The 14,085-nt window shown below is 69.5% G+C and carries 9 protein-coding genes and 1 tRNA gene; 8 read left to right on the forward strand and 2 right to left on the reverse strand.

Annotated features, from left to right (window positions below; genetic code table 11):
* The first annotated feature begins 30 nt into the window (after nucleotides 1-30).
* The 6 genes from AC07EJ_RS17120 to AC07EJ_RS17145 all read left to right on the forward strand — a co-directional run bounded on the left by AC07EJ_RS17120 (nucleotide 31) and on the right by AC07EJ_RS17145 (nucleotide 8,390).
* A complete protein-coding gene (locus AC07EJ_RS17120; protein ID WP_389479136.1) occupies nucleotides 31-1,608 on the forward strand; it encodes an acyl-CoA mutase large subunit family protein in 1,578 nt (525 codons plus the stop codon).
* 62 nt (nucleotides 1,609-1,670) lie between these two features.
* On the forward strand, nucleotides 1,671-2,081 hold the full coding sequence (locus AC07EJ_RS17125; RefSeq protein ID WP_383895490.1) for a coenzyme B12-dependent isobutyryl CoA mutase small subunit: 411 nt from the start codon (nucleotides 1,671-1,673) through the stop codon (nucleotides 2,079-2,081).
* Entirely contained in the window at nucleotides 2,078-4,882 is a 2,805-nt protein-coding gene (locus AC07EJ_RS17130) for an AMP-binding protein (protein WP_389479138.1), read from the forward strand. The genes AC07EJ_RS17125 and AC07EJ_RS17130 overlap by 4 nt, the downstream gene beginning before the upstream one ends.
* Before the next feature lie 13 nt (nucleotides 4,883-4,895).
* A complete protein-coding gene (locus AC07EJ_RS17135) occupies nucleotides 4,896-5,834 on the forward strand; it encodes an NAD-dependent epimerase/dehydratase family protein (protein WP_389479140.1) in 939 nt (312 codons plus the stop codon).
* Between the two features lie 13 nt (nucleotides 5,835-5,847).
* Complete coding sequence (locus AC07EJ_RS17140; protein ID WP_389479144.1) at nucleotides 5,848-6,909, forward strand: methyltransferase; 1,062 nt, start codon at nucleotides 5,848-5,850, stop codon at nucleotides 6,907-6,909.
* A complete protein-coding gene (locus tag AC07EJ_RS17145) occupies nucleotides 6,906-8,390 on the forward strand; it encodes an FAD-dependent oxidoreductase (protein ID WP_389479147.1) in 1,485 nt (494 codons plus the stop codon). The genes AC07EJ_RS17140 and AC07EJ_RS17145 overlap by 4 nt, the downstream gene beginning before the upstream one ends.
* Before the next feature lie 143 nt (nucleotides 8,391-8,533).
* On the opposite strand, the gene AC07EJ_RS17150 is transcribed toward AC07EJ_RS17145, so the two are convergent.
* Nucleotides 8,534-8,607, reverse strand: a tRNA-Gly gene (locus AC07EJ_RS17150).
* Between the two features lie 525 nt (nucleotides 8,608-9,132).
* On the opposite strand from AC07EJ_RS17150, the gene dcd reads away from it, so the two are divergent.
* Nucleotides 9,133-9,708: a dCTP deaminase gene (dcd, locus tag AC07EJ_RS17155; protein ID WP_127827666.1), complete on the forward strand. Its 576-nt coding sequence runs from the start codon at nucleotides 9,133-9,135 to the stop codon at nucleotides 9,706-9,708.
* Between the two features lie 8 nt (nucleotides 9,709-9,716).
* Nucleotides 9,717-10,226, forward strand: a complete 510-nt coding sequence (locus AC07EJ_RS17160; RefSeq protein ID WP_362901302.1) for a phosphoribosyltransferase — start codon at nucleotides 9,717-9,719, stop codon at nucleotides 10,224-10,226.
* 333 nt (nucleotides 10,227-10,559) lie between these two features.
* Here the strand turns inward: AC07EJ_RS17160 and AC07EJ_RS17165 are convergent, their stop codons facing one another.
* Complete coding sequence (locus AC07EJ_RS17165) at nucleotides 10,560-13,148, reverse strand: ATP-binding protein (RefSeq protein ID WP_389479151.1); 2,589 nt, start codon at nucleotides 13,146-13,148, stop codon at nucleotides 10,560-10,562.
* Nucleotides 13,149-14,085: the final 937 nt, after the last annotated feature.

A 14,085-nucleotide genomic window follows, 5' to 3' on the forward strand; every position in this document is an offset into this window, starting at 1 on the left:
CACACAGCCGGTGGAAGACGGGGGATACGCATGACGCGCGAGTCGGAGTCGGGACTGCCCATCGAGCCTGTCTACGGGCCGGGGGCCCTGGAGGGCTGGGAGGAGGCGGAGAAGCTGGGCGAGCCGGGCGCGTACCCGTTCACGCGTGGTGTGTATCCGTCGATGTACACCGGCCGGCCGTGGACGATGCGCCAGTACGCGGGTTTCGGCACCGCGGTGGAGTCGAACGCGCGTTACAAGCAGTTGATCGCGAACGGCACGATGGGTCTGTCCGTCGCCTTCGACCTGCCGACGCAGATGGGCCACGACTCGGACGCGCCGATCGCCTCGGGCGAGGTAGGCAAGGTCGGGGTGGCGATCGACTCGGTCGACGACATGCGGATCCTGTTCGACGGGATCCCGCTGGACAAGGTCTCGACGTCGATGACGATCAACGCCCCCGCTGCACTCCTCCTCCTGATGTACCAGTTGGTGGGCGAGGAACAGGGCGTGCCGGCGGAGAAGCTGACGGGCACGATCCAGAACGATGTGCTGAAGGAGTACATCGCGCGGGGCACGTACATCTTCCCGCCGAAGCCGTCGCTGCGGCTGATCGCGGACATCTTCAAGTACTGCCGTACCGAGATCCCGAAGTGGAACACGATCTCGATCTCGGGCTATCACATGGCGGAGGCGGGTGCCTCGCCCGCGCAGGAGATCGCGTTCACGCTCGCCGACGGCATCGAGTATGTCCGAACTGCGGTGGCGGCCGGGATGGACGTGGACGACTTCGCCCCGCGTCTGTCCTTCTTCTTCGTGGCGCGTACGACGATCCTGGAGGAGGTCGCGAAGTTCCGGGCGGCCCGCCGGATCTGGGCGCGGGTCATGCGCGAGGAGTTCGGGGCGAAGAACCCCAAGTCGCTGATGCTCCGTTTCCACACCCAGACCGCCGGGGTGCAGCTGACCGCCCAGCAGCCCGAGGTCAACCTCGTTCGCGTTGCCGTGCAGGGTCTCGCCGCCGTTCTGGGCGGGACGCAGTCGCTGCACACCAACTCCTTCGACGAGGCGATCGCCCTGCCGACGGACAAGTCCGCCCGCCTCGCCCTGCGCACCCAGCAGGTCCTCGCCTACGAGACGGACGTCACCGCCACCGTCGACCCGTTCGCCGGCTCCTACGTCGTGGAGAAGATGACCGACGACGTCGAGGAGGCCACCCGGGAGCTGATGGGCCGGATCGAGGAGATGGGAGGCGCGGTCAACGCGATCGAGCGCGGTTTCCAGAAAGGCGAGATCGAGCACTCCGCCTACCGGATCGCCCAGGAGACCGACAGCGGTGAGCGGGTCGTCGTCGGCGTCAACCGCTACACGATCGATGTCGAGGAACCGTACGAGCCGCTGCGCGTCGACCCGGCCATCGAGGCCCAGCAGGCCGAACACCTCACCCAGCTGCGCACCGAACGCGACCAGACGGCAGTCGACGCGGCCCTCACAGAGCTGAAGAAGGCCGCCGAGGGCACCGACAACGTCCTCTACCCGATGAAAGACGCCCTCAAGGCCCGCGCCACCGTCGGCGAGGTCTCCAACGCGCTCCGCGAGGTCTGGGGAACCTACAGTCCGACGACCACCTGAGACCTCACGGACGCCGACGTACGACGAAGACAATGCACAACAGAAAACAGAGGGGGAATCCGATGGACACGCCAATTCGGGTCGTGATCGCCAAGCCCGGCCTTGACGGACACGACCGAGGGGCGAAGGTCATCGCTCGCGCCTTGCGGGACGCCGGGGTCGAGGTCATCTACACGGGGCTCCACCAAACCCCGCGCCAGATCGTCGACACCGCCGTCCAGGAGGACGCCGACGGCATCGGCCTGTCGGTCCTCTCCGGCGCTCATATGACGCTCTTCGCCGAGGTCCTCAGACTCCTCGACGAAGCGGATGCACGGGACATCACCGTCTTCGGCGGCGGCATCATCCCGGAGGCCGACATCCCGGTGCTCCGCGAGATGGGCGTGGCCGCACTCTTCACCCCCGGGTCCCCCACCCGAGACATCGCCGCCTGGGTGACCCGGAACATCGCCGCACTTGAGGGGGCACGATGACGACCGACCACGACACGACCGCCGGCCTGGGCGCGCTGCTGATCCGGGCCGCCACGCGGTTCCCGGAGCACGGGGTCCGCTACGGCTCCGGAGACCGGCCGCTCGACTTCCGGCTCCAGACGTATCCGGAGCTCCTGAAGGAGTCGCTGCGGCTCCTCGCCCGGCTGCGGAGGTCCGCAGTGGGCAAGGACCGGATCGTCGCGCTGCTCCTTGAGCGGCCCGAGGACTTCCTGCCAGCCCTCTGGGCGTGCCTGCTCGGCGGGATCACAGTGTGCCCGCTGGTCCCCCTGCGCGACGACCCGCAGCGCTGGGCGGCCCAGCTCGGCCACGTCAACACCCTGCTAGACGAGCCACTCCTGGTCACCGACGTCCGCACGCGCGAGGAACTCCCCGCCGTCCAGGACCTGTCGGTCGTCACCCTGGAGGACCTGGCACCGGCAGACTCGGACACAGGCACCGATACAGACGCCGACATGGGCATGATTCCGCTCACCCCGGCCTCCCCCGACGACGTCGCCCTCCTCGTCCTCACCTCCGGTTCCACCAGCGCCTCCAAGGCCGTACGGCTCACCCACGGCAATCTGCTGGCCTCCATGGCCGCGAAAGCCGGGACGCAGTCGCTGACCTCGGACGACATCACCCTGAACTGGATCTCGTACGACCACGTCGCCGCGCTCCTCGAAGCACACCTGCTTCCCCTGTCCGTCGGCGCCGTCCAGCTGCAGACTTCCCCGGAGACGGTGCTCGCCGCCCCGATGCGCTTCCTGGAGCTGATCGACGCCCACCGGGTGACGATGACGTTCACGCCGAACTTTCTGCTCGGCCAGCTCAACAAGATCGTCGACAGCCTGCCGGCCGCTCCCTCCCTGGACCTGTCCTGTATGCGGCACATCGTCTCCGGCGGCGAGGCCAACCCTGTCGCCACGGGCCTCGGCTTCCTCGACCGGCTGGCTCCGTATGGGCTGCGCCGTGAGGCCCTGTGGCCCGCCTTCGGGATGACCGAGACCTGCGCCGGCAGCATCTACAACCGGGAGTTCCCCGAGGCCGACCGCGGGGCCGAGTTCGCGGCGGTCGGCCGGCCGGTCGACGGGCTGCGCATCCGGATCGCAGCCGAGGACACCAGCACGCCGCTGCGCGAGGGCGAGACCGGAGAAGTACAGCTCACCGGCCCGATGGTCACGGGCGGGTACTGGAACGACAAGGAGGCCACCGAGGCCGCCTTCACGGCGGACGGCTGGTTCCGGACCGGTGACCTCGGCCTCCTCGACGGGGGCCGGCTGACCCTCGTGGGACGCAGCAAGGACAGCGTCATCGTCAACGGCGTCAACTACTACAGCCATGACCTGGAGTCGGTGCTCGACGGCCTCGAAGGCATCGAGAAGTCCTACGTCGCCGCGTTCCCGACCCGCCCGAAGGGCAGCGACACCGAGCAGCTCGCCGTCGCGTTCGCGGCCGCCCCCGAGGTGGCCGGCGACGAACCGGCACTGCACCGCCTGCTGATAGCCGTCCGGAACAGCGTCGTCCTGCACTGGGGCTTCCGCCCCGCCCTGCTGCTTCCGCTGCCCAAGGACGCTATCCCGAAGACGAGCCTGGGCAAGATCCCGCGCGCACTCATGCGGCGCCGGCTGGAGTCCGGCGACTACGCCGAGCAACTGGAGTCCGTCCAGGCCCTGGTCACCCGGCAGCTCGGCGGGTATGTCGCTCCCGAGGGCGCCCGTGAGGAAGCGCTCGCGGAGCTGTACGGCGAGCTCTTCGAGACCGACCCGGCGACGATCAGCGCCACGGCGAGCTTCTTCGACCTCGGCGGTACGTCGCTGGACATCCTGCGCCTCAAGAGCCTGATCGCCCGGCGCTTCCCGGGCACGGAGCCGTCGGTCCTCGCGATCCTCACCTCGCCGAGCGTCCGCGCGCTCGCCGCCCGCATCGAGGCCGACCGGAGCGACACGCCCGCTCCGTACGACCCGATCGTCCCGCTGCAGACCAGCGGGGACGGGACACCGTTGTTCTGCGTGCACCCGGGCGTCGGTGAGGTGCTCGTCTTCGTCAACCTCGCCAAGTACTTCGTGCACGAGAGGCCGTTCTACGCGCTGAGGGCCCGCGGCTTCAACCCGAGGGAGAAGCCGTTCGCGTCGTTCGACGAGATGGCGCGCGCGTACGTGGACGCCATCCGGTCCCGGCAGCCGCACGGCCCCTATGCGATCGCCGGGTACTCCTTCGGCGCGGCGGTCGCGTTCGAGGTGGCCAAGCTCCTTGAGGCGGACGGCGAACGCGTCGACTTCCTGGGCAGCTTCAACCTTCCCCCGCACATCAAGTACCGCATGGACGAACTCGACTTCGTCGAGACCGCGGTCAACCTGGCCATGTTCCTGGACCTGGTCTCCGGGGAGCAGGCGAAGAAGCTACCCGCCGAACTCCGGCCGCTGGATAGGCGGGAGCAGCTCGGCCGTCTGATCGACATCGCTCCCCCGGAACGGCTCGCCGAACTCGACCTGGACCTCGAACGGTTCACCGCGTGGGCGGAACTCGCGGACGGCCTCACCGACCTCGGCCGGAGCTACGTGCCGTCCGGCGATGTCGCCCGGATGAGCGTCTTCTACGCCGTCCCGCTCCGCGGCAGCAAGCAGGACTGGCTGGACAACGAGCTGAAGCGGTGGACCGACTTCACCCGCGAGGCACCCCGGTTCCTGGACGTGCCCGGTGAGCACTACACCCTCATGGGCGCCCGGCACGTGGCCGCCTTCCAGTCGATCCTGCGCGCGGAACTCGCCCGTTCGCTGTCCGCCCCGTCCGACATCTCGTAAAAGGGCCATCCGGATGCAGACACCGACCGGCAAGAAGATCCTGATCACCGGGGCGACGGGACTGGTCGCCCGCACGGCCGCCGAGACGCTCGCCCGGGACAACGAAGTGTGGTGCCTGGGCCGGTTCTCGGACCCGGAGACGGAGCGCGGGCTGCGGGACCGGGGCATCCGGACCCGGCGCTGGGACATGGCCGCGGACGGTCTGGACGGGGTCCCCGAAGACTTCACCCACGTCCTGCACGCGGCGGTGGAGCGGGGCGACGGGGACTTCGAGGAGGTGGTGACGGTCAACTCCGTCGGCACCGGTCGCCTGATGAACCACTGCCGCACCGCCGAATCGTTCCTGTTCCTCTCCACCAGCGCGATCTACGCGCCCCGGACACTGGACCACCGGTACACCGAGACCGACCCGCTGGCGGCCCACTCGGCCTTCCTGCCGACATATCCGGTGGGCAAGCTGGCCACCGAGGGGGCCGTACGGGCGCTCGCCGTGACGCTCGGCCTGCCCACCACCATCGCCCGGCTCAACGTCGCCTACGGGCCGCACGGGCACGGCGGGGCCCCGGTCATCTACTACCGGACGATGCTCGCCGGGGAACCCGTCGCGGTCCCGCACACCGACCAGCACTACTGCTCCCCGATCCACACCGACGACATCGCCCGGCACGTACCGGGCCTGTGGGCCGCGGCGACGGTCCCCACGACCGTCGTGAACTGGGGCGGGGACGACGTCGTCGGCGTACGCGACCTCCTCACCTACATCTCGGAACTCACCGGGGTGCCCGTCGACTTCGTCCCGAGCGACGTCACCCGCGCGGTCGTCGCGTACGACGACACCCGCCGCAGGAGCCTGGTCGGCGCCTGCGAGTGGTCCTGGCGCGACGGAGTCCGCCAGGCCCTTGAAGCGCACTTCCCCGGCTGTGCCACCGCCGCCGCCCGACAGACCCGATAGAGAGGACCCTTTCGTGACCGGTTCAACCGCACCCACCAAGCCGCCCACCGAGCCGCTGTCGGAGCCGTCCACCGAGCCGCAAGTGCTGAGCCTGCTGGAGCGCGCGCTGAGCACCAGTTGTGCCGCCTCGCTGCGCGCGGCCGTGAAGCTCGGTCTCGCCGACGCCCTCGGCGACGGCCCGGCGACGGCGGACGCCCTCGCGCGGACCGTCGGAGCCGACCCGGACGCGCTGCGGCGACTGCTTCGCTCGCTCACCTGCCACCAGGTGTTCGCCGAGGACTCCGAGGGCCGTTTCGTCCCCTCGGAGATCTCCCGGCTGCTGCGCACGAACACCCCGGACAGCCTCGACCAGCTCGTGCTGTGGATGACTGAGCCGTGGACCTGGGAGCTATGGGGCCGGCTCGACGAGTCCGTGCGCACCGGCAAGGACGTCTTCGTCGACCTGCACGGGCAGGAGTTCTTCGACCAAGTGCACTCCGCGTGGCCGGAGTCCGCGGTGGTCTTCGACCGTGCGATGACCCAGGCGAGCATCCAGTCCGCCAGGGCCGTCGCGGGGGCCGTGCCGCTGTCTGGCGCGCGGACTGTCGCCGACATCGGCGGTGGCCAGGGCGAGCTCCTTGCCGCCCTCCTCGAACACCACCCGGGCGTGCGGGGAATCCTCTTCGACCGGCCGGACGTGCTGGCCGGCGCGGACGCCCGGCTGCGCGAGGGCGGGGCGCTCGCCGAGCGGGCGGAGCTGGTCGCCGGGGACTGCCGCGAGGCCGTCCCGGCCGACGTCGACGCGTACGTCTTCAAGAACGTCCTGGGTATGAACGACGAGGACGCGGTCGTCGTGCTCGGCAACGTCGTACGCACGGCCCGTCCGGGCACCAGGGTGATCATCGTGGAGAACCTGGTCGACGACGGCCCCGGCCAGATGTTCAGCACCGGGATGGACCTGCGGATGCTGCTCACCGTCGGCGGCCGGAAGCACACCCGGCAGAGCCTGCTCGGACTGGTGGAGCGGGCGGGCCTGGTCGTACGGGACGTCTGTCCGGTCAACACCTACCAGCACATGATCGAGGCGACGGTGTGAAGGAGAACAACCCGAAGCCCGCAAACACCCCGAATTCCGACCCGACGCCCCGGACCGCCGACGTCCTCGTTATCGGGGCAGGTCCCACCGGCCTCCTCCTGGCCGGCGACCTCGCCACCGCTGGGGTGCGGGTCACCCTGCTCGAACGGCGCGAGCATGCCGCCGACACAGCCATGACCCGCTCCTTCGCGGTGCATGCCCGCACCCTGGAGATGCTCGACGCCCGGGGTCTTGCCGACGAGCTCATCACTCTCGGCCGGAAGGCACCCGTGATCGGCGTCTTCGGCAGGATCGAACTCCGCCTGCACCAGCTGCGCACCCGCTTCCCGTTCGCCCTGATCACCCCGCAATACCACGTCGAACGGCTCCTGGAGCGGCGGGCGCGCGACGCCGGGGTGCGGATCGTGCGGGGCACCGAGGTGATGCGGCTGCGCCAGAACGACGACGGCGTCGATGTGGAGACGGCAGGCGAGGACGTCTGGACCGCCCGGTACGTGGTCGGGTGCGACGGCGTACGCAGCTCGGTGCGGCAGATGGTCGGCATCGGCTTCCCCGGCAAGTCGGTGGTGCGCTCGGTGATGCTGGCCGACATCCGGCTCACTGAGATTCCCGTCGACGCGGTGACCACCAACTCCAACGCGCACGGCTTCGCCTCCCTGGTGCCGTTCGGCGACGGCTGGTACCGGGCGATCGGCTGGGTCGCGGGGGACGAGCGACCCGACGACGCGCCGGTGGTGGCGGAGGAGCTCTCCGCGCTGCTGCGCCGGGTCCTCGGCTCCGACTACGGCATGCACGACCCGCGCTGGATCTCCCGATTCCACAGTGACGAGCGGCAGGCGGTGCGTTACCGCGAGGGCCGGGTGCTGCTGGCGGGCGACGCCGCGCACGTGCATTCGCCCGCCGGCGGCATGGGGATGAACACGGGGCTCCAGGACGCCGTCAATCTGGGCTGGAAACTGGCCGCCGTGGTCCAGGGCCGCGCGGGGCAGCTGCTGCTCGACTCGTACGAGCGGGAGCGCCACCCCGTGGGACGGCAGGCGCTGCGGGTCTCCGGGGCGATCACCAGGGGCGTGCTGCGCTCTCCCCGCAGCGGTCTGGTACGCGGCCTGCGCGAGGTCGCCTTGCCCGTTGCGAACCGGCTGAACCTGCTCACTGCGACGGGCGAGCGCCTGCTCTCCGGCATCGGCATCGCCTACCCGGCGCCGCGCGGCAGCCACCTGCTCACCGGCCGCCGGGTCCCCGACCTCCGGCTCTCCTGCGGGCAGCGGCTGTACGAGGTGCTGCGGGACGGCCGGTTCGTGCTGGTCGCCCAGGGGCGACCGGTGCCGGAGACGGAGTGGCTGCGCCTCGCCACCCCCGCCGGGAGCCTGCCCGGGCCACTGCTGATCCGCCCCGACGGCCATATCGCCTGGGCGGCCGACGCCCAGGACCCCGAGGGCCTGCGCGCGGCGCTGAGGCACTGGCCGGTGACGGCGGCCTGATGGTGCGGACTCAACGTGCGAAGCACCACAAGAAGCCGCCCGAGCCGCCCGACAGTCGTGCGGATGTGGTGCGCGACAGCTGAACAGGGCGGGACAGGTCAGGCAACAAACAAGGCCCAGGTCGCCGACCTGGGCCTCAACTATGGAGCGGGTGACGAGAATCGAACTCGCACTCTCAGCTTGGGAAGCTGATGTTCTACCACTAAACTACACCCGCGTAAGACGCCGGTTGATCCGGAGTCGTAACGTCGCACACTGTACCCCATGCCAGGCCCCCGGTGCTTTCGCCGTGGGGTCTGGCTGCGTTGTGCGCGCTGGAAGTGACTGCGGGTGAAGGGAGTTGAGGCGTACGGTGGGGCCGGCTTCGAGGGTCCTTCGGTAGTCGGAGTGCCGCCTGGAGCGGCGTCCCTTTCATCCCGTAATGTGACCCCTCGTTGTCAGCCAGAAATGGCGTAGTGGCTCGTGGGGAAGGGACTCTGGGACTCGATGGAGCGCACCTTTGTTCGTTGTGCCGAGGGGCACGTCTTCAGCACCGCCTCGTTCCCGATGCAGCAGGCCGACCGGCTCGGACCCGGCCGGCTGATCCGATGTCCGCGGTGTGCGCGGCTGAGGAACGCAGTTCCTGTGGAGTTCGAGAAGCGGTAGTCGGCGCGTAGCCGAAGTACAGGCGCGCGGGTGCGCCACAGTCGCGGTGCAATGGCCGGATTGTGGCGGGCCCGCGCGCTCTGCGTATCCTCGCTACGTGCTTCTCTCAGACAAGGACATCCGGGCCGAGATCGACGCCGGACGGGTCCGCATCGATCCGTATGACGAATCCATGGTGCAGCCCTCGAGCATCGACGTGCGGCTCGACCGCTACTTCCGGGTGTTCGAGAACCACCGCTACCCGCACATCGACCCCGCGGTGGAGCAGGCCGACCTGACGCGGCTCGTGGAGCCGGAGGGCGACGAGCCCTTCATCCTCCACCCCGGCGAGTTCGTGCTCGCCTCCACGTACGAGGTCATCTCCCTGCCGGACGATCTCGCTTCGCGCCTCGAGGGCAAGAGCTCCCTCGGCCGGCTCGGGCTCGTCACGCACTCGACCGCCGGCTTCATCGACCCCGGGTTCTCCGGGCACGTCACGCTGGAGCTGTCGAACCTCGCGACGCTGCCGATCAAGCTGTGGCCGGGCATGAAGATCGGGCAGCTGTGCATGTTCCGGCTGAGCTCGCCCGCCGAGCACCCGTACGGCAGCGAGCGCTACGGCTCCCGGTACCAGGGCCAGCGGGGCCCCACGGCCTCCCGTTCCTTCCTCAATTTCCATCGAACGCAGGTGTGAGCAGCAGCATGAGTGACGTACGCGAGAACCTTACGTACGAGAAGTTCGGCACCGCCGTGCGCGAGCTGGCGCAGACGATCGCCGACGACGGGTACGAGCCGGACATCGTGCTGTCCATCGCGCGCGGTGGCGTCTTCGTGGCCGGTGGGCTCGCGTACGCCCTCGACTGCAAGAACATCCACCTCGTGAACGTGGAGTTCTACACGGGTGTGGGGACGACGCTCGAGATGCCCGTCATGTTGGCGCCCGTGCCCAACGCGATCGACTTCTCGGACAAGAAGGTGCTCATCACCGATGACGTCGCCGACACCGGGAAGACCCTGAAGCTGGTCCACGACTTCTGCCTCGACGCCGTGGCCGAGGTGCGCTCGGCTGTGATCTACGAGAAGTCGCACTCGCTGGTGAAGTGCGAGTACGTGTGGAAGCGCACGGATGAGTGGATCAACTTCCCGTGGTCCGTCTTGCCTCCGTGCCGTAAGTCCGGCACGCCGATCACGCCGTCGAAAGACGCGCTCTGAGCGCTACGAGCTCTCTATGCCCCAATCGCGGTTCGACGAGGGTGACTGGCGGCCCTGGCCGGGCGTAACGTGCCCTCGTCTCACGGGGCAGAGCTGTTGACGATAATCACAGTCGGCGGATGTGAAGGCGTAGGCACCTGAATGGGAATGGGTGCTGCGGGGGCAGCTTTGTGAGAATGCGCTCCAGTCAGGGAAGCAAAGCCGCCATGGGCTCGTTGCCCAATGAAAAGACCTCGTCGACATTGTTGCGGTGAAGCGGACCAGAACCCGTCTCCTTGACCGAAGCCCCGCTGTCGCCGGAGGCCGTCCGGGCGGATCCATCGCGGAGCCCTGTCAGCGCTCGGAATGGTGGAGTTTGCGAGCGGCTTCGTGGCGGGTGTGGACGCCGAGTTTGGTCAGTACCGCGCCGACGTGGTGCCCGGCGGTCTTGGGGGCGATGTAGAGGCGGGCGGCGATCTCGGCATCCGACAGGCCCTCATCCAGCAGCTTCAGGACGTCCAGTTCCCGGTTGGTCAGCCCGTACGGATTGGCCCGGGTGGCCGCCCGCGGGCCACGCCGGATCGGGCGGACACCGCGGGTACGCATCACGGCGCGGGTGCGCGCCACGGCCGGCCGGGCGCCGAGGGTCTCGAAGGCGGCCAGGGCCTGGTGCAGCGCGGGTGCGTCGCCGGACAGGCGGGCCAGCGCGGCCTCGTGCGGGCAGCCGAGCCTGTCCCATAGTGCCGCGGCGCCGGCCCAGTCGCCGGCCAGCTCCAGCGCGTAGGGTTCGGCCGCCGGCACCTGCGGGGGGTCTCCTCCGGCGCGGCGGATCCAGCAGGCCAGGGGCCCGGACAGCCAGGGATGGGTACGCTCCGCCAACGCGGCCAGACCGCGTTGTGCCTCCGCCTGCACCCGCTCGTGATCACCGGCCAGCCAGGCCACCTCGACCCGGGCCTCCCACCCCAGGCCCGTGTCCAGCAGGCAGTTCGAGTCGACCAGGCTCGCCGCTTCCTCCAGCAGCGGCCACACCTGGGCCTTGCCCTGACGGGCCCGCACCAGGCCCAGGACGGTCAAGGCCAGGGCCCGGCCGACCGGTGGTGAGCCAGGATGGGACAGGACCTGCTGTGCGGCATCGGCGGCCTGGGGCCACATGCCCCTGTTCAGCAGCCCCCAGCTGCCCCAGGCCCTCGTGCACAGTAGGTAGGACAGCAGGTCGCGATCGAGGCAATAGGCTTCCGCCCGGTTCACGGCCGCAGTGGTCCGGGCGGTATCACGCTGCAGCGCGGCGAACCAACACGTGATGAGCCCCAGGAAGCCCGCGTCCACCGACAGATCCTGCGTCATCGCGCTGGACACCGCCTGTTCGCAGTCCTCCCAGCCGCGCCCTTCGCTCAGCATTCGTGCCGCCGCGGCATGGAAGCGCGCCTGGACGACCACCCCCGTATCGCCGAAGCGCTCACCCAGAGCGATCGCTTTCTCGGCGTAGGCGGCGGCCACCGCCACCCCCTCATGCTCGTAGCAGGCCAGCTGACAGAGGTTCAGGTACGCCCAGGCCAGCTCCCGGCTCGGCCCCAGCCCTTCGAGCACCCGCACTGCATCCAGGCCGGTCTGTCCGGCCTCGGCGGTCCGCCCGGCCGGCCACAGCCAGCACGACAGCCAGCGCAGGTCCTCCCCCTCGCCCAGCCGGTCGCCCAGCGCACGGCGCAGCCTCACCGCCTTACGGCGAGAAGCGACCCCCTCATCCAGTCGGCTGGACAGGAGACAGGCCTGCGAATGGCCCTCCAGCAGGGAGGTCCGTCGGTCGGGCGGCAGGCGGTCGGCGTACCGCAGGGCGCGGGTGTACTGGGCGGCTGCTTCCCGGTACGCGCCCGACGCGGCAGCATGGGCGGCCGCTGCGGGCGCGTACTCCAACACGGCGATCGGATCCCTGGCGCCCTCGGAATGATCAGCGAGCAGCGCCAGATCATCCGCAGCGACCGGGCCGGACCGCATCGCCGCCAGCACCTGCCGGTGTACCCGCAGACGGTAGGCGGCGGGGACGGCCTCCAGCACCGCCAGCCGGGTCAGCTCATGGCGGAACTCGGTCACCTGCCCGTCGGTGCGCACAATTCCGCAGGCCACGGCCTCATCGAGCGCCTCCTCCGGGGCCGGCAGGATGCTGGCCAGCAGTGGCAGCGAGACCCGGCGCCCCAGGACGGCCAGCACGTCGACGACCATGCGCGCCGCGGCCGACAGGCCGGCCAGGCGGCCGGCGACGGCTTCGCGCACCGTGGCCGGGATGGGCTCGGCAGGGGCGGCCAGCATCTCGGTGACGATGAACGGGTTGCCGGCGGAGACGTGATACAGCTGCTCGGCGTCGACGGCGTGTCCGGTGGCCAGCTGGGCCACCGCCCGGCGGCTCAAGGGGGCGAGGTCGTGGCGGTACACCCACGGATAGCCGGCCAGGGTGCCGAGGAGAGTGGTCAAGTGGTGGGTGCGGCCGATCTCGTCGTCACGGTAGGTGGCCACCACCAGCGCCGGAATACTCGGGAGGCGCCGGGCCAGGTGGCGCAGCAGGTCCATCGTGGCCTCATCGGCCCACTGGACGTCCTCCACGACCAGCAGGCTGGGGTAGGCGCTCAGGTCGGCGAGCAGGCTGTCGAAGACCTCATCAGGACGGCAGGTGCCGGCCAGCGCCCCGGTCAGGGCAGTGCGCACCGCCCGCCCCAAGCGCGGGGCCAAGTCCATCAGGGGCCCCAGGGGGCGGGGTGTGGCCAGCGGGTCACAAGCGCCGACCAGGATCCGGATGTGGGGATCGGCCAGCTTGGCCAGCTGGTGGACGACGGTGGTCTTGCCGATGCCGGCCTCGCCGCGCAATAGGGCCAGTTGTCCAGTGCCGCTCACGGCCGCCCGCAGGTGACTGGTGAGGTCCTGGAGTACGGCCTCTCGCTCTAGCAGGTCCATTACCAGCCAGTTTCCCTCCGTGGCCGGACCCGCGCAAAAGATCCAGACGAATCAGGACAGGTCGGCCGGTGGGTGGTGTCGCGGGATGCCGGGGTGGGATGTGGGGTGTGCCGGGGTGGAACTTGGGGTGTTCACCCGATGTGCCCCCGGCTACAGCAGCGCATGCTGGCCAATGAGTCCCAGAACCTGGGGTTGCCGGTTCGCGGCTCAAACCGGCCCGCAGAGCATGTCACCCACCCCGCGCCTCCGAAATGACTCTGGCAGCGAATTCAGCCGGTACGCCGTCTGTCGAGCCATGAGGTTCCGGAGGGTTAGGCGGTCGGAGTGTCAGGGCTAATCAAGTCATCAGGTCAAACGGATGACTCACTCGATCCCGTCCTCGATCCCGTCGGTAACCGACCCAGCAGCGCATTTCGCGGAGAATATCTTCCGTAATTGAATTGGGCTGCGAATCGGCAGGGCCCTACTCGTCGAAAATCGTGGCAGGGCCTGTTCATCGGAAAGGAATCATCGTGTCCAAGAATTTCGCAAAGCGTACGGCGCTGCTGACCGCATCGGCTGCTCTGGCTGCGGGAGGTGCCCTGACGCCCGCCGTCGCGTTCGCTGCCCCGACAGCTACAGGCACTCACGCGACGGTACTGCCGGAAAGGCCGTGCCCTGGAAACCCTGGAAAGAACTGCAAGGGTGGAGGCAACACCCAGGGCGGAGTCCAGGGTAGCGGGAGGGGCAATACCCAGGGCGGAGTCCAGGGTGGCGGGAGGGGTAACACTCAGGGCGGAGTCCAGGGTAGCGGGAGGGGCAATACCCAGGGCGGAGTCCAGGGTGGCGGGAGGGGTAACACTCAGGGCGGAGTCCAGGGTGGCGGTAACGGCAATACCCAGGGCGGAGTCCAGGGTGGCGGTAACGGCAATACCCAGGGCGGAGTCCAGGGTGGCGG

This window comes from Streptomyces sp. NPDC045026 (genome assembly GCF_056432625.1).